This window comes from Paucihalobacter sp. (assembly GCF_036825875.1).
Classification (GTDB): Bacteria; Bacteroidota; Bacteroidia; order Flavobacteriales; family Flavobacteriaceae; genus Paucihalobacter.
In genome coordinates, this window is sequence record NZ_DAISXK010000029.1 from 1 (window position 1) to 20621 (window position 20621).

A 20621-nucleotide genomic window follows, 5' to 3' on the forward strand; every position below is an offset into this window, starting at 1 on the left:
TAAAACCCTTTTTAACTACTTTCCAAACCTTTCTCTTGATTTTTTTTAAGGTTTTCTAAACTGCAGTATAAACCGCTCATTTATATATTTTTATAAAACAATATATTTGTAATTAATTTTGAGCGGACTATAAAGATACAAATAAAATTCAATACCAAAAGTACTTCAAGAATTTTTTTTTGCACTTTATGTAAATTATCCAACCACTAATAGCACAACCCTATTACAGCAGCACTATAAAAAGAAATTCCAAACCAACCCAAAACGGATTATAAAATCCCTATAAGGATAATTAGGAGCAGCAAAATAATCATATCCCGTTAACGATGAATTAAAATGCTCGGCCTTTAAATATATGCGTGTTTGTCGCACTTTTGCATTAATGAAAAAATCTAATCTTGGAAAGCCTCCCAAAACCGTTTCATTTTGAACATAAAACTCCGCCAGCAAAGGGTCATACCCATTCATATTATATGCTGTAAAATAATTAAAAGTAACGCCTGTTTGTAAAAACAAGGACTTCTTAAAAAATTCATTCGAATAATACAGACTACTTCTGATTACAAAATCAGGGACATTTAACACCCCATCACCATTGGTGATTTTTTGATAAAGTACCCTGTTGTCCAAACCGAAATTACGATAACCAATTTCCTTTGATAATTCAATTTTTATATAATTAATAGGATTATTAGCTTGTATTGGTTTAATATTTTTAGGTTCAGAGGTACCCACCGATATATCTGTGAAATACGTGTAATTGAGAATATTCCCGAATTCAACCTTAGCAGCGCCGTATTTATCTGAATTGATATCTGCTCCTATTTGCTGTTTATCAACGTTAGAAAAGTTACTTGAATTGTCCCAATTATAATTCACATAACTACTTTGATTCAACAAGGCATTAAAATTTGGCAAAGCACTATTTAGGTTAAAGTATCCTTCTACATCAAAATCTTTATTCAGCTTATAATGCAATTTACTATTTAAATTATAACCTTGAAAATCTCCAGTTAGGTTTAAGTTGCCATTTCCTGATAATGTAAAACTTTTAAATCGTTTGGTATAACTTGCAAGTAGCCCAACCACTGCTCCTTTTAATCGGTTAACGATAGCCTGATTATCGATAAATGTAATTCTATCGTATCCATAATTGTAATTATCATATTGAATTCCAAAACTTAATTTTCCCAGCAAATCATTTTCGTACAAGGCCGCAAAGCTCGTAGAAAAGTGCTCTAGTGTGACTAAATCATTTATAATGCTTGAAAAGGCATCTCCAAAAAAAGCAGTGGTTGCTGTAGGCTGAGAAAAACGAAAAGATTTATCTTCAAGCTTTGTTGTATTTAACAACGAGAGAGCGTTAACAACTGAATCTTTAGCTCTGAAAATATCATAAGAATGATTGATGTAAAATCTTTTTCCTTTTAGCATATTTTCAGCGTTATTCAAGTTTGGTGTAAAAACACCTCTATCAAGAAATTCTTCTGAACCCACAGTAAAGTTTTCTAAATCTTGATCTCTAAGCCCACCACTTTCTTGATTAAGTAAGTCCTGCATCACAATATGAGCCTTAGCTTGGTACCGCTCATTCTTACTAGTATAATTAGAAGTGAATCTAAAATTTCCAGTGCTGGTAAGGTGCCGTTGATAATTACCTATAGATCGCATACCCTTATAAGCAATTGAAAAATTAAAACGTTCGGTGGTATTCAAGGTTAAAAATGCATCCAAAACCTGCCCTTGTTGCATACCTGTCCTGTAAAATAATTCTGTAGTAGGTGTAGGCACCTTATAATAATGCATATCCTCAACTTCAAAATAATTAAAATGCCTTGCGCGTGCGCCAAAGAGTGGTACGGTATTAATTTCATCAAAATCGTGCGAAAGAGTATTATAGGCCTGGCCCTTGTTCGCAAATTCAATTAAATTAAAGTTGTCTTTGCGTAGGTAATTAAATTTATATTCTTTTTGAATGGATAAAGTGGTATCTATAAAAGATATATCGCCCTTATAATCTGTGATAATATAATCTGTAATGGGTGCTATTTTATTCTTATCAACTTTCGAGCTAACTCTATTTATAGTAAGACTATCACTACCTGAAGGCTGCTTTATTTTTTCCTTTTTTATTTTAGGATCCTGAGAAAATAAATTGTTAACCAGAGCTAACGCAAGAAATAAAAAATAAATCTTTTTCATTGAATTATTTTACAGTCGTTTTCTTTGTTGTAACGTAAATGTCAGTTAATTATTTTTAGAGTAATTTATAAGTAAAAAAAGCGCCTGTACAATTTTGTACAGGCGCATCAAATATAAGATAATAATAATTAGTACTATGGATTTACGCAGAATTCTGTCGATTCAGAGGCACCAAATTCTGCACCGCTAGCATGCACTAAAATAGAGCAGGTTACAGAATAAGAACCTTCACCATACGCGCAACAAATACCATCTGCGAAAGCATCAAAAATTGTAAATACGTAACACCCATCTTCTAAAAATATTGTTTCAGAAAATGTTGATCCACCCGGAGCTCCACCATATGGTCCACCAGAGGCAACGACTGCACCACCTGGACTGGTAGTAATCTGCCATGATGTTTCATCTGCCCATTGGTCAAAGGTAATAGAGACCTCAACATCGTTACAAACAATTTCTCTAAAATAAGTGAAACTAATGACGTCCTTATAACTTGAGCCGCCTTCAGGGGCAACTAAATTCAAGATTAAGGTATTTTGCTCACCGTCAACCATTGCATCAAAATCGAAATTCACATTCATACTACCAACAAACTGGTTGGCCAGAATAGTTGCAGAGCCTACGGTATATTCGGAACTATTTCCGGTAGAAGATTCATCTATTACAACCGAAAATGTACGATCAGCGGTTGATACAGTGGTACTATTCACCGGAACTGTAACTACAAGTCCATCCTCTGGTATTGATAACGTTTGTGAGGTTGATCCACCAAAGGAAATAGCTGTTTGCCCATTTTGAGCATCAAAGACAACTAAGTCTTCATCACAACTGATAAATCCTAAAGTAACAAAGGATAGTAATATTAATTTTTTAATTTTTTTCATATTATATGTTTTATAAGGTCATAAGCGTTTAAAACACTCATTCCTAAAATTTGACATTACTGTTTTACAAATAGTAACTCAGCTGTATACTGATTTGCGGGACCACACCCACTATCAGGATCGAAATCTCTAAGACGAACAAGTATTTGATCATCCCCGGCAAACACATCATACGACCCCGGTGTCGCAGCAGTAGATTGACCGATACTTCCAGAACCGCAACCCAATGTGCCAGTGTTAGGAGTTTTGAAACCATTCACTCTTATTGTATTGCAAACAAGTTCCAACTCCATTGTATAAGCTGAATTAAAACTACCTACTCCATATATAAATTCGAAGTTTCGAAATAAACCAGACGCTGATATATTAACAATTTGATTATTAAAACCTGCTCCTATACCAAAAGGTGCTGAGCCGCTTAATTGTTGAATAGCATACGAACCAGTGAAAAAATCAGATGGTACTGGGCATACCTGAAAAACATTAATTGTTAAATCAGGTCCAGTAACAAAATCAGATCCTTCGTTCATTCTAAGAACTAAGGTTTTTGAGTCTGTATCTAAGTTTTCATCGTCAATTCCAATCAAATTAATAGCACCTGTAAAGGAGCCAGCTGGTATTGTAACTGAATTTGATGCAAAACTATAATTACTAGTTCCTAAGCTTGATTGTTCTTCTACAATTGCAAAACCAAAAGATCTATCTACATCAGAAACAGTTGTTACATTAACTGTTAAAGTCAACTCGTCTTGTGTGTCTATAACTACAGGAAAATTAACCGTTCTAGACGCAAATGCGACCAAGGTCTGACCACCATTTACGTCAAAAACAGTTAAGTCTTCATCGCAGCCTGTTGTAATTAACAACAACAACAGGCCACTTATTAATAATGAAGTTCTATTTTTCATAGCTTAGTTAAATTAATAACCAGGGTTTTGCTGAGCACTTATTCCAGGATTTGCATTAATTTCTGTTAATGGAATAGGTAAAGTAAATCTGAAATCTGAAGCTGGTAAGGTGCAGGCTCCACTCTGCTCATTACAATCTGTTGGATCGCGATCAACTCCTCTGTTGGCAGCAACACCCAAACGCTTAAGATCCTTATATCTGTGACCTTCAAAGCACAATTCAATTCTTCGCTCTTGTAAAATAGCGGCGAAGGCTTGCTGCTGACTAGTATAGGTAGATAAAGGTTGTGGTGAACCTAAACGAGCCGTTCTAAGTTGTTGGATTAGCTGGGCTGCACCCGTAAAATTACTCGCGGCTGCACGAGCTTCTGCTAACAATAATAGCATTTCAGCTGATCTAAACACCTTTAAATCATTCATTAAAGGTTGACCTTCTGAACCAGGATATTTTCTTATTACCAAAATATCAGTATTCACTGGATCAGGATCCGTCGCATAATTTGGATTAATGATTGACGATGGGTCTATATTAACCGTTCTACGAACATCACCAGGCACATCCATTAAATTATATAAACCTCTATCCATTTCAAAATATGGACTTCCATCAAGGGTTGCACTTACGAATGCAAATCTTGCTCCAGCCCATCCACGACCTGTAGCAACACTTCCTGTATTACCTTGGGCATTATACTGATCAGACAAAGTACGTTCTAGTTTAAAAATAATTTCAGTATTATCAGCATCCAAAAACATTAACTGGTATTGCGTTTGATTGGCAATTGGATAACTATTTAATAATTCCTGCGCCAATGTAGCAGTTGTTCCATATTCGCCTCTAAATGCAGAAGATCTTGCTCTTAAAGCCTTAATAAAATCTTTCGACAGTCTTGTTGTGGCAGATTGCGTAGAAAAAAGTTGATCTGCAATTGCCAAATCAGCATTGATAAAGTCCCAGCATTCACCAGTAGTGTTACGCGTTGGCTGAAAATCTAGTGGTGGGATAAAATCAACTACCACAGCTCCCAAAGAACTATCATCCCGTAAATTAGGACTAAAATATGTTAACAATTCGAAATTTACGTAAGCTCTGAAAGCATGCGCCTCTGCTAACACGTTATTATATCTTTCTTCCTCACCTGGCATAGGTGTAACGTTAGCCGCTGCTTCTATTAAAATTGTAGCACGATTATTACCTCTGTAATTACGAACCCAAAAATCAGATGCCGCAGAAGACGCAGGAGTTAAAACAAAGTCATAAAGGGCAAAACCTTGACCACCACTGTCAAATCCAATTGATATTTCATCACAAAAATTAGACGCTAGTGCAATTTCTGGATTAATATCAAATTCTCTCAACATACCCAGCACTCCTGATTCTAAATCAGTCACGTTTAAAAAGGCTGTTGATGCGTCTAACCTACCTGGTTGACGAATATCAATTGCATCATTACAACCCATAAATATGGCTAATAATGCAACAAATAATATTTTATTATATTTTTTCATAATATTTATTTTTTTTTAAAATCCTAGTTCAAATCCTACAGATAAAGTTCTTGGCGTTGGAAACTGTCTTGATATGTTAGTCTGTGCCTCAGGGTCAAAACCTCTCCATTCACTAAACGTAAATACGTTTTCGCCATTAAAAAAGATTCTCGCAAAGTTTAAACCTGTGTTTTCCAATTGTTTTGCAGAGAACGTATATCCAAAACTCGCAAAACGTAAACGTAAAAAGTCCGCATTACGTAAAAATCGGTCTGAATCTACAAATGAGTTTCTGTTAGAAGCAGTCCAGCTAGGGATGTCTGTAATATCCCCTGGTTGTTGCCATGCTCTCAAAATATCCGTAGAAGCAGTAAACTGGCCAACGTTATCAGGGTTAATTGCACCGGCATAATCATTATCAAAACGATCAACTCCAACTACATAATTCCATTGTGTTTGTAAAAAGAAACCTTTGTAATCTACATTTAAATTTAACGAACCATTCCAATCTGGATAGATGTTTTTACCTAACCAAACTCTATCAGTATTAGCATTAGGAGTCTCAGTTAAATCACCATTCGCTGTGTAGTACAATAATTCACCATTCGCTGGGTTAACACCCGCATAACGAAGTGTGAAATATTCATCAAGTGGCCCACCATTTCTACCAGTACCAATTAACTCGCCATTACCAGGTAAATTATTTAATTCGTTTTCATTATAATTACCAAGAACTCCAATTTCCACTCTTAATCCACGATCTGTTTTGGCTTGAATTAAATCGTATCTTAAGTCAAAATCAACACCTCTATTAGTCATTTCAATAACGGTATTAAGGAAAGAACCAGTAATACCAACAGTTGGTGACACAGGAGCAGATTGATATAAATCGTTGGTTACTCTTTCGTAAACATCAATGGAACCTCTAAATCTGCTATTCCAAACACCAAAATCAATACCGATGTTAGCTGTGGCTATCTCTTCCCATCTCAGGTTTCTATCTCCAATAATTGCTAATGGGCGACCGTCAAAAGGTTCATTCAAGTTAGGGTTAAGCTGAACAAACTGAGAATTCAATCCGGCATAACCTACTCCTGTTGCAAAAAAGTCGAATGAGTTATCTAATGCTGAAAACAAACCACCTCCAGTGATGTCTTGGTTACCAGCGGTACCATAAGAACCTCTTAACTTCAAGTTGTTGATTTTAGAACCTTCCATAAATTTCTCATTTGAAATATTCCATCTACCTGAAACCGACCAGAAGGTTGCCCAACGATTTGAGCCTGCGAATCTAGAAGAAGCATCTCTACGATAAACACCCTCAATACCATACCTTTCATCGTAATCATAACCTATTTTTCCAAAATAAGAAAACAAACCTGCGTTTCTAATAGAGGCATTAACAGTATCAACAAACAAATCATTTGCCGCTACGTCTCCAATAAAACCTGCACCATCACCAGGGAAGAATGTTTTAGGATTTAAACCGTTTTGACGGAATCCAAAACCTCTCCTGTGTGCTTTAAAATATTCTGAGTAAACAGATACATCAATAGTATGTTTATCCCAGAAAGTTTTGGTAAAATTCAATGAGGTAACTTGATTATAAGTAAATATTCGAGTGCTTTGTTGGTCTTGAAAACCAGAAGTTGGGTTAGCAGCACCTCCAAATAATAAAGCATTAAAAGATGCAGGACCTTCAGCACGTGTAAAGGTGATTCCTTGATAATCACCACCTAAATTAACATTTGCAGTTAAATGATCGGTTAATGCATAACTCGCTGTTAAACCTCCAACAAATCTAAGTTCTTCCTCGAATCTTGTGTGCGTTCTAGCCAAATCTAACAAAAGCAAAGGTGTGTTAGTAAATGATAGCGGAGATAATAAGGCCGCCCCATTAGTGTAATCATCAGCGGTTAAATATGGTACCCCTTGAAAACCACCTAAAACAAAATTTCGGTTGATACCACCCGTACCAATTGCAGTTGGTTCATTGCTTTTACTATAGTTTAGCGTTACGTTAGTGTTATAATTAAATTTATTATTTTTTGATTTACCACTTACATTTGAACGAAAATTAAATCGTTTCAAATCACTTTCAATCAAAATACCATCAGTATCTGAATACCCAAAAGATGTAAACTGACTGGAATTTTCACCGCCACTAGTAAGGCTTAAGTTATGATTTTCTGTAACACCCGTGCTAAAAAAGAAATCTAACCAATCAAAATTAGGTGCTGCATCAATTTGTGCATCGGTCATCGGCTGTCCCGCACCAGGATTAAATAGACTTGTACTATTACCAGCACCTGCCCCATTTCCTCTTGTACGCTCATATCTTAACAATTCTTGCGACGACATTCGGTTATAATCATTATCCTGCATTGTTGAAAATGAAATAAATCCGTTGTAATTAACTTTCAATCCTTGGTTGAAAGAGCCTTTTCGGGTTGTAATAACAATTACACCGTTCGCACCTCTATTACCATAAATAGATGTAGCACCCGCATCTTTCAAGACGTCAATTGAAGCAATGTCTTGTGGGTTTAAAGATCTGAAGTTGTCTTGATCAACAGGTACGCCGTCAATAATAAACAACGGCTCTGTATCACCATTAATTGAGCTTATCCCACGTAATCTTACAATAGAATTCGCACCAGGCTGACCCGTATTAGTAGTAATATTCAAACCTGGAACCTGGCCAGATAACGTTTGAACAAAACTTGCATTTGGTCTGTTTTCAATAGTTTCGGCCGATATCCTTACAGAAGATACACTTGATTTTGCTCTCGTTTGAGTAGCATAACCAGTAATTATGACTTCTTCAAGCACATTACCCGTATTCATTGAGACATTGATGGTATTACTTGTGCCTACTGGTGATTCGGCAGTTTCATATCCAACGAAGGAAAAAACTAAAATATCTCCCGTATTGGCTCTAATGGAAAAATTACCATCAAAATCTGTTTGGGTTCCTCTTTGTGTTCCCTTTACAATTACATTTACGCCTGGCAACGGAAATCCGTCGTCAGCACCAGTAACCGTACCTGTGATAGTCTTCTCTTGAGAAAAGGAAAACTGCATCACGAACGCCATAAATAGCGTTAATAACCATGTTAACTTTAATTTCATAAAACAATTATTTGAGTTAGTCTTGCGCAAACATCTTAATTATTTATTAAATAAGCAAGTAATTGTAATAAAAAAATGTTAATAAAATTGCTGTTATTAGTAAGGATTACGCAATTTTTTAATTACTTCGTTTTTAATTATGATGTTATGCTTGCACACAAATTTAACTTATAATTTGGTTTATGCATCATTTACCCTTTAAATAATGGCTCTTTTAACTAACTTTTCAACCTACTCCACAGAATGTGGAACCGACGAAGCCGGTCGCGGCTGTCTTGCAGGGCCTGTTACTGCAGCTGCCGTTCTTTTACCTGATCATTTTAAAAATGATATTTTAAATGATTCCAAACAGGTTTCACATGTGAATCGTTCTATATTAAGGACTATTATTGAGAAGAACAGTTTAGACTTTGCTTTTTGTCACATAATGCCAGATGAAATCGACAGCATTAATATTTTAAACGCTTCTATTAAAGCAATGCAGCTTTCCGTTTTAAAGCTTAAACCACAGCCTGAATTTATAATTGTTGATGGCAATAGATTCAAACCTTGTAACAATATTCCTTTTGAAACCATTATAAAAGGTGATTCCAAATACCTGAGTATCGCGGCTGCCTCTATTATCGCAAAAACCTATCGCGACGAATATATGCAGCGCATTCATGAAGAATACCCCATGTACAACTGGAAACAGAATAAAGGCTATCCTACCAAAGAGCATCGTAATGCAATTGCTAAATATGGCATTACCAAATATCACAGGAAATCTTTTAAATTATTACCCGACCAGTCAAAATTAAATTTCTAAGCCTTTTTTTTGAACATGTTTTATATCATGAGCAAACTTTCTAAGTTGAATGGCTTTGTTTACTTTTGCTTTTTAAAATTGAACAGTTTGCGACATACCCTATTTTATTCCCTCTTTAAAGTTTTAACTTTTCTTACCTTAATATATGGTTGCAATGACGATTCTAAGGTAAAGCGCACTAGTATCGACTTTATTTCGTCCGATTTTACACATATTATTAGGTTTAACCATTTTGAAACCTTTAAATCCCAACTAAACGCTCAATCGCTTGTTTTAGATTTGAAAAAATCTTCTGCAACCGCTAACCTTCGGAATCTACTTCAGCCTTTAGAAGCAGTTGAAAAAAATGGCGAAGGGATAATCGCACTAGAAACAGAAAGCATTTTAAATTATCTTTTTGTTACGGACACTATCAATTTAACAATCAATTTTGAAGGTTTCGATAACGATTCTATCATTACAAGCGCTAAAAAGGAATTTCGCTTTTACAAATTAAACGAAGTAGCTGCCTATAGCTATACACAAGGAAAACATTTTCTTATGTCGAATAGTTTAGACTGTTTGATAAAAGCCATTTCCAAAAGAGAAGACAATTTGAGCTTGCTAGAGGATTTTAAAGTGATCGATAATACCAAAGACGTTTCGGTCATTAACTACAATAAACGTTTTTTAACACCAGTCTTTAACCAAAACCCAACAGATTCAATTACCGATGTGTTTGCCGATTTCAGCACTTTAGATTTTAGTTTTGAACCTAAGAATATTAGGTTTAGTGGTGTAACAGCAAGCACTGATAGCATAGCTATTTTACAATTATTTAAAAATACCAAAGCTCTAAAAAATAAAGCGGTTCAAATCTTTACCGCCGATTTTGATAACTTCAAAAGTTTAACAATTAGCGATTACACAAATTTCGAAGCTAAATTAAGCCAGATTGATCTTGACAGCTTACCAAACTTTATCACGCTCGCAGTAGAAGTTGCACAAATTGAAACCAAAAATAATACGGCAGTCGCTTTAAGGTTTTTAGATGACAACTTAATTTCAGATGAAATTTTAAATAATGATAAACTTGAAACCTATAGAGATGTAGATATTTATAGTGTTCAAAATAATACTGTTTTTCGAAAGAGCTTTCAACCGTTTATTTTTTCTGAAGAAGTCAATTATGTATTCACACTGAACGATTTTTATGTGTTCACAAAAACCCAAGAATTTGCACAGCAGCTTATTGCCGATTATACCAACAATAACACCATTGCTGCCTCCGCAAAATTTGAAGCCATTACTGTGTATTTAAGTGATGAAAGTTCGTTGCTAATCCTGAAAAATAACCAAACATTGAGCAGTTTGCTCCAAGACCTTTTAAACACTTCTGAAAACATTACATTGAGCGATGCTCACCTTACTGCATTTCAACTCATTTATGAAGACAATTTTGCGCATTTAAACGGCGTGATTTCTAACAATAATTTTAAAAGAAGTAGCAAAAATGTTTCGGAATTATTTTCACTTTCGTTAGATACCGATATTTTAATGAAACCTCAATTTGTAATCAACCATCTTAACAGAGAAAAGGATATTGCAGCCCAAGACATAAATAATACTTTGTATCTCATTTCTAATAAAGGCGCTATTTATTGGAAAAAACGATTAGATGGACCTATTATTGGCATTATTTCGCAAATTGATACTTACAAAAATGGTCGCTTACAGTTGGCTTTTGTTACTAGAAATAAGCTGTATGTGTTAGATAGAAATGGCAACGACGTGTCTGGTTTTCCCATGAACTTTAAGGATGCCATTACCCAGCCATTATCGGTGTTCGACTACGATAACAATAAAAACTACAGGCTACTAATCACTCAAAATAACGAACTGCTAATGCTCGACAAAAATGGTAAAACCGTTAGTGGATTTAAACCAGATTTAAGCAATGCCACCATCTCTAAACAACCGCAACATTTTAGAATTGGCAACAAAGATTACATTGTATTTGCGCAAGGAAATAAAATGAAAATTTTAGATCGTGTGGGTAAAACTAGAATTGACGTAAAAGAGTCTATAAACTTTTCTGAAAACGACATTTTTTTAAACAACAACCAATTCACCACCATGAGCGCCGAAGGCTTTATTGTTCAAATTAATAACCGCGGTATTGCCGCCTTAACTGGAACACAATCCACCCAGAACACGGCTATGGATGCCAGCAGTAAAAACGTAGTAACATTTTCAGAAAATAAACTTATCATTAATAAAAAAGAAGTAGAATTAGACTTTGGAAATTACACACAACCCAAACTCTTCTACTTAAACGATAAAATTTATGTTGCAATCACCGATTTGCAAACCAACAAGGCTTATCTTTTTGATTGCCAAGGCGATTTAATTAATAATTTTCCTGTTTATGGCAATGCAACCTTACAGTTAGATAACGTTGATAAAAACAAAGTTTTAGGAGCGCTCACAACTGGCAGTAGCAACAGCATTATTTTGTATCAAATTCAATAACCTTTCCCCAAATTACCCAATGATAAAACGTCAAAAAACAGCGATTTCAAAATGTATTCTGCATAAAGTAGGCAACAAATTCAACACTACTAAAAATCTATTTTCTGAAAAAGAAATAGACTTTGATGAGCAGAGTTACCAACTGATGCTCAATTACCTGTTGCGACCTTTCGGGAGCGTGGTTGAAAGTTATAGATTCAATCACCATTCTAACATCGCACTCAACGAAATTTACAGTTATGCCACCCAGCTTTTTGCCAACGAAACTGAATTTGTAGATATCTCAAAACACATTGTAAATCATCTATTTGAACAGTCAAATTCTGCACAAATTAAAACCGGCGACGTATTGATTTGCTTGTTCAACGACATCGAATACCAAGAAATGATGGTAAGCGCCGTTGGCATCTTTAAAATTGAAAATAAATCAGATTTTTTTCAAACCTATCTTGAAAATAAAAGCTATGATATCATAACTCAAAAAGGTATTCCTACTATAAAAGTTGATAAAGGATGCCTCATTCTAAATACCTCCGATACCGAAGGTAATATCGTACTAAGTGTGGACCATAATAATTACGATGCACAATACTGGATCAAACATTTTCTAAACATCAAATATCCAGATGACCATAACCAACATACCAAAAACTATATTGAGCTTTGCAAAGATTTTTCGGATGAAATTTTAAAACCTAGTTTCGGTCTTCAAGAAAAAAGTACTTTTTTAGCAAAAACAGTGGATTTCTTTAAAGAACATGAGGTCATTAACATCGAAAATTTTAAAGATGATATTTTTGAGGACGAGCAGCGAAAAACACTTTTTCAGGATTATAAAAAGGATTTTGAAACCCGCGAAAATATTGTAATTCGCAATCAATTTGACGTTTCAGAAATGGTTCTGAAAAAACACAAAAAACAACTAAAAACCGAAATAAATCTCGACACCAATATTCAAATAAAACTAGACGTAGATGCACCCGATGCTTCAGCCGAATATTTAGAACGCGGTTACGACGATGTTAAAAAAATGCACTTTTACAAAGTGTTTTTTAATCAAGAAGGTTGATGTTCTTTAAGTTCCGCTTCGAATAGCGCTGAAAAATGTTTAAGCAGTTTGTGTTTAACTTCGGATTCATTAACCCTTTGAAGTCCCAACTCTACGTTTAAAGAAGTAACACTTTTACCTCGAATTCCACAGGGAATTATATGGTCGAAATAACCCAAATTAGCATTGACATTTAGGGCAAAACCATGCATAGTTACCCAACGGCTTGCGCGAACACCCATAGCACAAATTTTTCGGGCAAATGGCGTTCCTACTCCAAGCCAAACCCCTGTTTCACCAGGACTGCGCTCGGCATGTAATCCGTATTCGGCAAGCGTTAGTATTACGGTTTCTTCTAGAAATCGAAGGTATTTGTGAATGTCGGTGAAAAAATTATCTAAATCTAAAATTGGATACCCAACAATTTGGCCTGGACCATGATAAGTAATATCGCCACCACGATTTATTTTATAAAATGTAGCGCCTTTATCTTTAAGCTGTTGCTCGTTCAATAATAAATTAGAAACATCGCCACTTTTACCCAAAGTATACACATGCGGATGTTCGACGAACAAAAAATAATTAGGCGTTTGAAGGTTCGCATTTTCCCGTCTGTTTTTAATTTTTAAGTCTAAAATTTCTTTAAACAGAAGCTCTTGTTCGTCCCAAGTATCTTTAAAATCTTTGCTCCCTAAATCTATTACTTCTACTGCTTTATTCATAATTAGCAAAGGTACAAAATTTACGACTTCGGATTATTCAAGATTACCAATGCGGCAATCACGCCAGGCACCCAGCCACAAATCGTGAGAATTAAAACTATTAAAATAGAACCACAACCTTTGTCTATCACTGCTAAAGGTGGAAACAAAACAGAAAGTATAACACGCCAAATGCTCATTAAAAAAGGATTTTATTTAAGTTTCTTTATAAATCAAGGACAAATTATGACAAAAAATTTGAATGTAAAACTTGCAGACTTAATTTCTAAAAAATGTAATTTTGCAACTTCAAGTAAATTAGGCATTCTCAATTACAAAAAAACACTATGCAGCTTTCAGAACAAGAATTAGTGAGACGCGATAAGTTAAGTAAACTTCGAGCCATGGGAATCAATCCCTATCCAGCCGATCTATTTCAATTATCGCATACTTCTAAACACATAAAATCTGACTTTGCAGAAGGAAAGAAAGTGACAGTTGCCGGCCGATTAATGTCGCGACGCATACAAGGAAAAGCCTCGTTTGCTGAATTACAAGACAGCGAAGGCCGCATTCAAGTGTATTTCAATAGAGATGAGATTTGCGCAGGTGAAGATAAAACGCTTTACAATGAGGTCTATAAAAAACTCCTCGATATTGGCGATTTTATTGGGATTGAAGGCGAATTGTTTACCACCCAGGTTGGTGAAAAAACCGTAATGGTAAAGCACTTCAAACTGCTGAGCAAAGCCCTAAAACCATTGCCATTACCTAAACAAGATGCCGAAGGTAATACCTACGACGAATTTAATGATCCTGAAACGAGATACAGACAACGTTACGCCGATTTGGTAGTAAATCGTCATGTAAAAGAAGTATTTATCAAACGCACCAAGCTTTTCAATGCTATGCGTGATTTTTTCAATAAAGCTGGCTATTTTGAAGTGGAAACACCAGTATTGCAACCAATTCCCGGTGGTGCTGCGGCACGTCCGTTTAAAACCCATCACAATTCTTTAGATATTCCCTTATACATGAGAATTGCGAACGAATTATATCTAAAAAGACTGATTGTTGGTGGTTTTGATGGTGTTTATGAGTTTTCTAAAAACTTCCGAAACGAAGGCATGGATCGCACCCATAATCCTGAGTTTACGGCTATGGAAATCTATGTTTCCTACAAAGACTATAACTGGATGATGGAGTTTTGCGAACAGCTACTCGAACACTGCGCCATCGCAGTAAATGGAACTACCGAAGCAACCTTTGGCAAACATCATATCAACTTTAAAGCACCTTACAAAAGAGTCACAATGACCGATGCGATTAAAGAATTTACAGGCTTTGATATTACAGGAAAAACTGAAAGCGAAATCAGATCTGCCGCCAAATCAATGGGAATTGAAGTCGACGACACCATGGGTAAAGGCAAATTAATAGATGAAATTTTTGGCGAAAAATGCGAATCGAACTACATCCAACCAACCTTCATTACCGATTACCCAAAAGAAATGAGCCCGCTGTGCAAAGAACACAGGGAAAATCCAGAATTAACCGAACGTTTTGAATTAATGGTTTGCGGTAAAGAGGTTGCTAATGCCTACTCCGAATTAAACGACCCAATAGACCAGCGCGAACGCTTTGAACACCAATTAAAGTTGGCTGAAAAAGGCGATGACGAAGCCACACAGTTTATAGATTACGATTTTCTTAGAGCTTTAGAATACGGTATGCCACCAACATCGGGTATGGGCATTGGTATGGATAGATTAATCATGTTTTTAACTAACAACCAATCCATTCAAGAAGTGCTATTTTTTCCGCAGATGAAACCGGAAAGAAAAGCCGTTAGTATGACCGACGATGAGAAAACAATAGTTAATATACTCAAATCCAAAAATTCTATCGATTTAAATCTCCTAAAAGAACAATCAGAACTTTCAAATAAAAAATGGGATAAAGCCATAAAAGGATTGACAAAAAATGGTATTGCTAAGGTTGAAAAATCTGGCGATGATTTAATGGTTTCTATCAAATAGAATTAATGATTAGGCGATTTAAGATTGCAAAAATTTTAATTCTTACTGTATATTTTGTTTTAATTCTAATCCATTTTTTTATAAAAGACCATTTTTATGTAACAGGAATCGTGTTTTATGCCTTTCCCTTATTAGGTCTTATTGGAATTGGTATTTTGCTCGTAATATTCTTTATTAATGACGAAAGAATTTTCGAATTCCTCACGCTACTCACATTTATTTTAAGCATTTATTGGTGGTATCACTCATTTCATTTTGAACCGAAAATCATAGAGCCAGATAACAAACAAACCGTGTTATTTTGGAATATTGCCAAACAAAAAGACCGACCACTCAGTATCATTTCGAAACATGTAAATACCGAAAACCCAGAATTTATTAGCTTAGTTGAAGCAAATTATATTTCAGATTCAATTTTTAAAATTTACCAAGACGAATTCAAAAATTATAATCTAATTCAGCTTGAAGGCGACATGATTTTTGGTAGTAAAGCCCCAATTACAAATGTTTTCTATGAGGGTGTAAACGATGATTACGTTTTGAATCATATTTCGATTAGCAGTGGCGACAATGCTGTTGAGATATTGATGGTTGACCTTTACGGAAGTCCACTACACAATAAAAAAACACCATTTGAAATTATCTATGACTATTTAAATAACAATCGTATAGATTTTATTTTAGGTGATTTCAATACGCCCTTTGAAAGCATTTATTTCAAAAAATTCGAATCTGACTTTCAATCCTTCCGTGGCCTGAATACCGGATTAACCTACACCTGGCCAAGAGGTTTACCGCTTTACGAATTAGACCAAATATGGATTTCTAAAAAATATCAGGCCTTAAAACTCCAAAAGCTAAATTATTCTGTTTCAGACCATAGTCTGTTAATAGGATGCTTTAGTCTAAAAATCGATCAACAGAATTAATAAACCATACATCGAAAAAAAATTAGATAAATCTTATTTTTAAATACTTTTAGATGCTATTTAATTAACATGTCTCCCAAATTGATGAAAAAGTTTGCCATCCCCTTTTTATTTTTAGGACTTATATTTACGAGTTGTAAAAATGATGACGATGCACTTATTGCCCAATGCGAAATTCCGAGCGGCATTGAGGCTAGCGATATAACCTTTAACAGTGTAGATTTAAATTGGAATTATACCGATGCCAGTGCCACTTTTGTGGTTGAAATTGGTATAAATGGATTCACGCAAGGCAGCGGTAATAGTATCAATACCTCTAATTCATCTCTCCAAATTAACAACTTATTGGCAAATACTTCTTATCAAATATACATCAAAGCTAATTGTGGCGTGAATAACGAAAGCCTATGGTCAGATGCGTATAGTTTTACAACGCTTGCAGAGCCAGTTGTTGCAGAATTTAAACAAAATTTATCTGAACTGAATCTGTTTTCTGGCACACTCAGCGATTTAAATCCCAGCATTTACGCTTTTGAATATAAATTAAATACTGCATTGTTCACGGACTATGCACACAAGCAGCGACTCATCGCCCTACCTTCAGGAGAAAGTATGACCTACGACGGCGACGGATTACCTATATTCCCTGATAATACCGTAATTGCTAAAACCTTCTACTACTACAACGACGAACGCAATCCTTCCTTAGGAAAACACATTATTGAAACTAGAATCTTACTCAAACTAAACGGTGAATGGCAAACAGGCGATTACAAATGGAATGAAGACGCCACCGATGCCGTGCTAGATTTAAATGGTAGTCCCGTTCCTGTTTCATGGATTGATCTTCAAGGTACTCAAAAAAGTTTAACCTATCAAATACCTTCCAATACCGACTGTTTTACCTGTCATAATAATTACAACATTATAACGCCTATCGGACCCAAATTACGAACGCTTAATTTTGATGTTAATGGCAATAATCAATTGCAAGAATTAATTAACAACAATCATATTTCTGGATTAGATTCACCTAGTTCAGTGGCGATTCTTCCCGATTGGGAAGACCAAAGCTTAAGCCTTGAAGACCGCGCGCGTGCCTATTTAGACATAAACTGCGCTCATTGCCATATTGCTGGCGGCTTCTGCGACCTTGAATCCAATCTCGATTTAGATTTCTCAGCTACTTATGACGATTCTAAAATATTCGAAAACAGGTTTACTATTAGAGCTAGAATGAGTGCCTACATTCCTGGATTTAGTATGCCTTATATAGGCACTGTGTCTAAGCATAATGAAGGCGTTGATTTGGTATTTGAGTATTTAGATACCTTATAGAAATCGCGTTAAAAATATACTAAAACTATCACAACTGTTTTCCTGCCTAAAGTTAATGCGTATTTTCACGCCACTAATTTTTAATTCCAACTATTTTGAAACAGTTAATTACAAAAACATTTTTTTTGATGTTGCTTGTTTTGGTCGCTTCATGTTCGACTACAAAAAAAGCTTCTAAATCCAAATCTGCTGCTGCAAGTTCCTCAGAAGCACCAGCCAAGAAACCCGGCAAAAATGATATTCAGCCTTATAGCAAGGTAATTACTAAGGACGCAGTAACAGACAAAGGATTATTTGACGTTCACAAAATTGATGAATCGTATTTTTTTGAAATTCCAGATTCTTTATTTGAGCGCGAAATGCTAATGGTTACAAGAATTGCCAAAACCGCAAGTGGATTAGGTTTCGGTGGAGGAAAGACCAACGAGCAAATGCTACGTTGGCAGAAAAAAGACAAACAAGTACTTTTACGCGTTGTGTCCTCAGCCGTTACAGCAGCAGATTCACTACCTGTCCATGAAGCAGTTATCAATTCCAACTTTGAACCTGTGTTGTTCACTTTTCCAATAAAAGCAATCAGCAAGGATTCTACTAAAACCGTAATTGAGGTTACTGATTTGTATAGTTCAGATGTGAAACCACTTGGTTTTCCCCAAAGTAGAAGACAGCAATACGGTATTACCCGATTAGATAACAGCCTTTCCTATATTGAAAGCTTAAAAAGTTATCCGACTAATATTGAAAGTCGCCATGTAAAAACATATGCAGCCTCAAAAGCACCATCAAATACAAGTACAGGAAATATTTCATTAGAGATCAACAACTCCATGATTTTACTACCAAAAGAACCTATGAAGCGTCGTATTTTCGACCAGCGTGTAGGTTGGTTTACAAGTGCAACCATCGATTATGGCTTACCAGTACAAGAAAGTAAAACTGTTAGATATTTAGACAGATGGCGTCTTGAAGTAAAAGATGAAGATATAGAAAAATTTAAAAGAGGTGAATTAGTAGAGCCGAAAAAACAAATAATCTACTACGTTGATAGAGCCACGCCCGACCAATGGAAGCCTTATATAAAACAAGGTATTGAAGATTGGCAAGTTGCTTTTGAGGCCGCAGGTTTCAAAAATGCCATTATCGCTATGGAACCACCAACCGTAGAAGAAGATCCAGAATGGAGCCCAGAAGATGCTCGTTACTCTGTAGTGCGCTATTTGGCATCTCCGATTCCTAATGCAAACGGTCCTCACGTTAGCGATCCGCGTTCGGGAGAAATAATCGAAAGTGATATTAATTGGTATCACAACGTTATGACCTTACTGCGTAACTGGTTCTTTGTGCAAACAGCTGCCATCAACCCAGATGCACGAGGTGTTGCCTTTAAAGATGAAGTTATGGGACGCTTAATACGTTTTGTATCTGCACACGAAGTAGGACACACTTTAGGCTTACCTCATAACATGGGTAGCAGTGTCGCTTATCCAGTTGATAAACTACGCGATCCTGAATTCACAAAAAAATACGGTACCGCACCTTCTATCATGGACTATGCGCGATTTAATTACATAGCGCAACCAGGTGACGAAGGCGTTGCGCTCATGCCAGAAATAGGGATTTACGATAAGTATTCTATTGCTTGGGGTTACAAACCTATTTTAGAAGCTAAAACAGCCGAAGACGAAAAACCAATTCTTGATAGCTGGATATTAGAACACGCAGGAGATCCTATGTACCGATTTGGTCGTCAACAAAGTGGCGGTGTAATTGACCCTAGTTCTCAAACTGAAGATTTAGGCGATGATGCCGTAAAAGCAAGTAATTATGGAATCGCAAACCTTAAACGAATCATTCCAAATTTAATTGAATGGACTGCCGAAGATGGTAAAAATTACGACGATTTAGAAACCATGTACGGACAAGTTGTTGGTCAATTTGCCAGATATATGGGACATGTAACATCTAATATTGGTGGTGTTTATGAATACTATAAAACCTATGACCAAGAAGGTGCTGTTTATACCCATGTTGATAAAAACCGTCAAAAAGAATCATTAGACTTTCTTCAAAAAGAACTATTTATAACACCAACATGGATGCTGGACGATAATATTTTCAATAAATTTGAAAGTGCTGGTCAAGTGGAACGCGTTAGAAGTTTACAAACCAGAACTTTAAATGATATTCTTGATTTTGGCAGAATGGCCAGAATGTTAGAAAACGAGACTGTTAATGGTCGTGAAGCTTATCCCTTATTAACGATGATGCAAGATTTAAGAAAAGGCTTGTTTAGCGAATTAAATGCTGGTAGAAGTATAGATATTTACCGAAGAAATCTTCAACGCGCCTACATTGAGCGCTTAGAATTTATCATGAAAAATGAGCAAGGAAATGTGCCAGCTGAATTTAGACGATTTATTTCGCGAACCAGTGTAAATGTAAGCCAGTCGGATATAAGAGCCGTTGTAAGAGCAGAACTTAAAGCCTTACAATCATCGATTAGAAACGCTGTTGGAAGAACAGGTGATACCATGAGTAAAATTCATTTGCAAGATGCCTTAGAACGCATTGACGCCATTTTAAACCCTAAAAGTTAACACAAAGTTTATAAATTTTTAAAGGCTTCAAATGAA

General features: G+C 35.6%; 14 protein-coding genes. 7 read left to right on the plus strand and 7 right to left on the minus strand.

What is annotated here, in order from left to right; translation table 11 throughout:
- Positions 1-234: 234 nt before the first annotated feature.
- From V7Z48_RS09310 to V7Z48_RS09330, 5 genes are all read right to left on the minus strand, one after another.
- On the minus strand, positions 235-2202 hold the full coding sequence (locus tag V7Z48_RS09310) for a putative porin (RefSeq protein ID WP_334113146.1): 1968 nt from the start codon (positions 2200-2202) through the stop codon (positions 235-237).
- 134 nt (positions 2203-2336) lie between these two features.
- Positions 2337-3086 (minus strand): hypothetical protein, encoded by a 750-nt coding sequence (locus tag V7Z48_RS09315; protein WP_334113147.1) that lies wholly within the window; start codon positions 3084-3086, stop codon positions 2337-2339.
- Positions 3087-3142: 56 nt separating this feature from the next.
- On the minus strand, positions 3143-3994 hold the full coding sequence (locus tag V7Z48_RS09320; RefSeq protein ID WP_334113148.1) for a hypothetical protein: 852 nt from the start codon (positions 3992-3994) through the stop codon (positions 3143-3145).
- Positions 3995-4006: 12 nt separating this feature from the next.
- Positions 4007-5503 carry a RagB/SusD family nutrient uptake outer membrane protein gene (locus V7Z48_RS09325; protein WP_334113149.1) on the minus strand — a complete coding sequence of 499 codons (1497 nt, stop codon included), beginning with the start codon at positions 5501-5503 and terminating at the stop codon, positions 4007-4009.
- Positions 5504-5518: 15 nt separating this feature from the next.
- The gene (locus V7Z48_RS09330) at positions 5519-8614 is read right to left on the minus strand and encodes a SusC/RagA family TonB-linked outer membrane protein (RefSeq protein ID WP_334113150.1); all 3096 of its coding nucleotides are present in this window, start codon (positions 8612-8614) and stop codon (positions 5519-5521) included.
- 205 nt (positions 8615-8819) lie between these two features.
- Between V7Z48_RS09330 and V7Z48_RS09335 the strand changes: the two genes are divergently transcribed.
- The 3 genes from V7Z48_RS09335 to V7Z48_RS09345 all read left to right on the plus strand — a co-directional run bounded on the left by V7Z48_RS09335 (position 8820) and on the right by V7Z48_RS09345 (position 13002).
- The gene (locus V7Z48_RS09335) at positions 8820-9422 is read left to right on the plus strand and encodes a ribonuclease HII (protein ID WP_334113151.1); all 603 of its coding nucleotides are present in this window, start codon (positions 8820-8822) and stop codon (positions 9420-9422) included.
- 87 nt (positions 9423-9509) lie between these two features.
- Positions 9510-11933: a hypothetical protein gene (locus V7Z48_RS09340; protein WP_334113152.1), complete on the plus strand. Its 2424-nt coding sequence runs from the start codon at positions 9510-9512 to the stop codon at positions 11931-11933.
- Between the two features lie 19 nt (positions 11934-11952).
- Entirely contained in the window at positions 11953-13002 is a 1050-nt protein-coding gene (locus V7Z48_RS09345) for a nucleoid-associated protein (protein ID WP_334113153.1), read from the plus strand.
- On the opposite strand, the gene lipB is transcribed toward V7Z48_RS09345, so the two are convergent.
- Both lipB and V7Z48_RS09355 read right to left on the minus strand, forming a co-directional pair.
- On the minus strand, positions 12990-13703 hold the full coding sequence (gene lipB, locus V7Z48_RS09350) for a lipoyl(octanoyl) transferase LipB (protein WP_334113154.1): 714 nt from the start codon (positions 13701-13703) through the stop codon (positions 12990-12992). The two genes, V7Z48_RS09345 and lipB, sit on opposite strands and share 13 nt — an antisense overlap.
- Positions 13704-13723: 20 nt before the next feature.
- Complete coding sequence (locus V7Z48_RS09355) at positions 13724-13882, minus strand: YqaE/Pmp3 family membrane protein (protein WP_334113155.1); 159 nt, start codon at positions 13880-13882, stop codon at positions 13724-13726.
- 147 nt (positions 13883-14029) lie between these two features.
- On the opposite strand from V7Z48_RS09355, the gene lysS reads away from it, so the two are divergent.
- The 4 genes from lysS (at position 14030) to V7Z48_RS09375 (ending at position 20585) form a co-directional block, all read left to right on the plus strand.
- Positions 14030-15721 (plus strand): lysine--tRNA ligase, encoded by a 1692-nt coding sequence (gene lysS / locus V7Z48_RS09360; protein WP_334113156.1) that lies wholly within the window; start codon positions 14030-14032, stop codon positions 15719-15721.
- 5 nt (positions 15722-15726) lie between these two features.
- Positions 15727-16650 carry an endonuclease/exonuclease/phosphatase family protein gene (locus tag V7Z48_RS09365; RefSeq protein ID WP_334113157.1) on the plus strand — a complete coding sequence of 308 codons (924 nt, stop codon included), beginning with the start codon at positions 15727-15729 and terminating at the stop codon, positions 16648-16650.
- Positions 16651-16719: 69 nt separating this feature from the next.
- A complete protein-coding gene (locus V7Z48_RS09370; RefSeq protein ID WP_334113158.1) occupies positions 16720-17988 on the plus strand; it encodes a hypothetical protein in 1269 nt (422 codons plus the stop codon).
- 128 nt (positions 17989-18116) lie between these two features.
- Complete coding sequence (locus V7Z48_RS09375) at positions 18117-20585, plus strand: zinc-dependent metalloprotease (protein WP_334113175.1); 2469 nt, start codon at positions 18117-18119, stop codon at positions 20583-20585.
- Positions 20586-20621: the final 36 nt, after the last annotated feature.

Excerpts from the sequence above, each read along its gene's own strand:
- V7Z48_RS09310 (WP_334113146.1), bottom strand. The coding sequence starts at position 2,202 with ATGAAAAAGATTTATTTTTTATTTCTTGCGTTAGCTCTGGTTAACAAT.
- V7Z48_RS09315 (WP_334113147.1), bottom strand. The coding sequence starts at position 3,086 with ATGAAAAAAATTAAAAAATTAATATTACTATCCTTTGTTACTTTAGGA.
- V7Z48_RS09320 (WP_334113148.1), bottom strand. The coding sequence starts at position 3,994 with ATGAAAAATAGAACTTCATTATTAATAAGTGGCCTGTTGTTGTTGTTA.
- V7Z48_RS09325 (WP_334113149.1), bottom strand. The coding sequence starts at position 5,503 with ATGAAAAAATATAATAAAATATTATTTGTTGCATTATTAGCCATATTT.
- V7Z48_RS09330 (WP_334113150.1), bottom strand. The coding sequence starts at position 8,614 with ATGAAATTAAAGTTAACATGGTTATTAACGCTATTTATGGCGTTCGTG.
- V7Z48_RS09335 (WP_334113151.1), top strand. The coding sequence starts at position 8,820 with ATGGCTCTTTTAACTAACTTTTCAACCTACTCCACAGAATGTGGAACC.
- V7Z48_RS09345 (WP_334113153.1), top strand. The coding sequence starts at position 11,953 with ATGATAAAACGTCAAAAAACAGCGATTTCAAAATGTATTCTGCATAAA.
- lipB (WP_334113154.1), bottom strand. The coding sequence starts at position 13,703 with ATGAATAAAGCAGTAGAAGTAATAGATTTAGGGAGCAAAGATTTTAAA.
- V7Z48_RS09355 (WP_334113155.1), bottom strand. The coding sequence starts at position 13,882 with ATGAGCATTTGGCGTGTTATACTTTCTGTTTTGTTTCCACCTTTAGCA.
- lysS (WP_334113156.1), top strand. The coding sequence starts at position 14,030 with ATGCAGCTTTCAGAACAAGAATTAGTGAGACGCGATAAGTTAAGTAAA.
- V7Z48_RS09365 (WP_334113157.1), top strand. The coding sequence starts at position 15,727 with ATGATTAGGCGATTTAAGATTGCAAAAATTTTAATTCTTACTGTATAT.
- V7Z48_RS09370 (WP_334113158.1), top strand. The coding sequence starts at position 16,720 with ATGTCTCCCAAATTGATGAAAAAGTTTGCCATCCCCTTTTTATTTTTA.
- V7Z48_RS09375 (WP_334113175.1), top strand. The coding sequence starts at position 18,117 with ATGTTGCTTGTTTTGGTCGCTTCATGTTCGACTACAAAAAAAGCTTCT.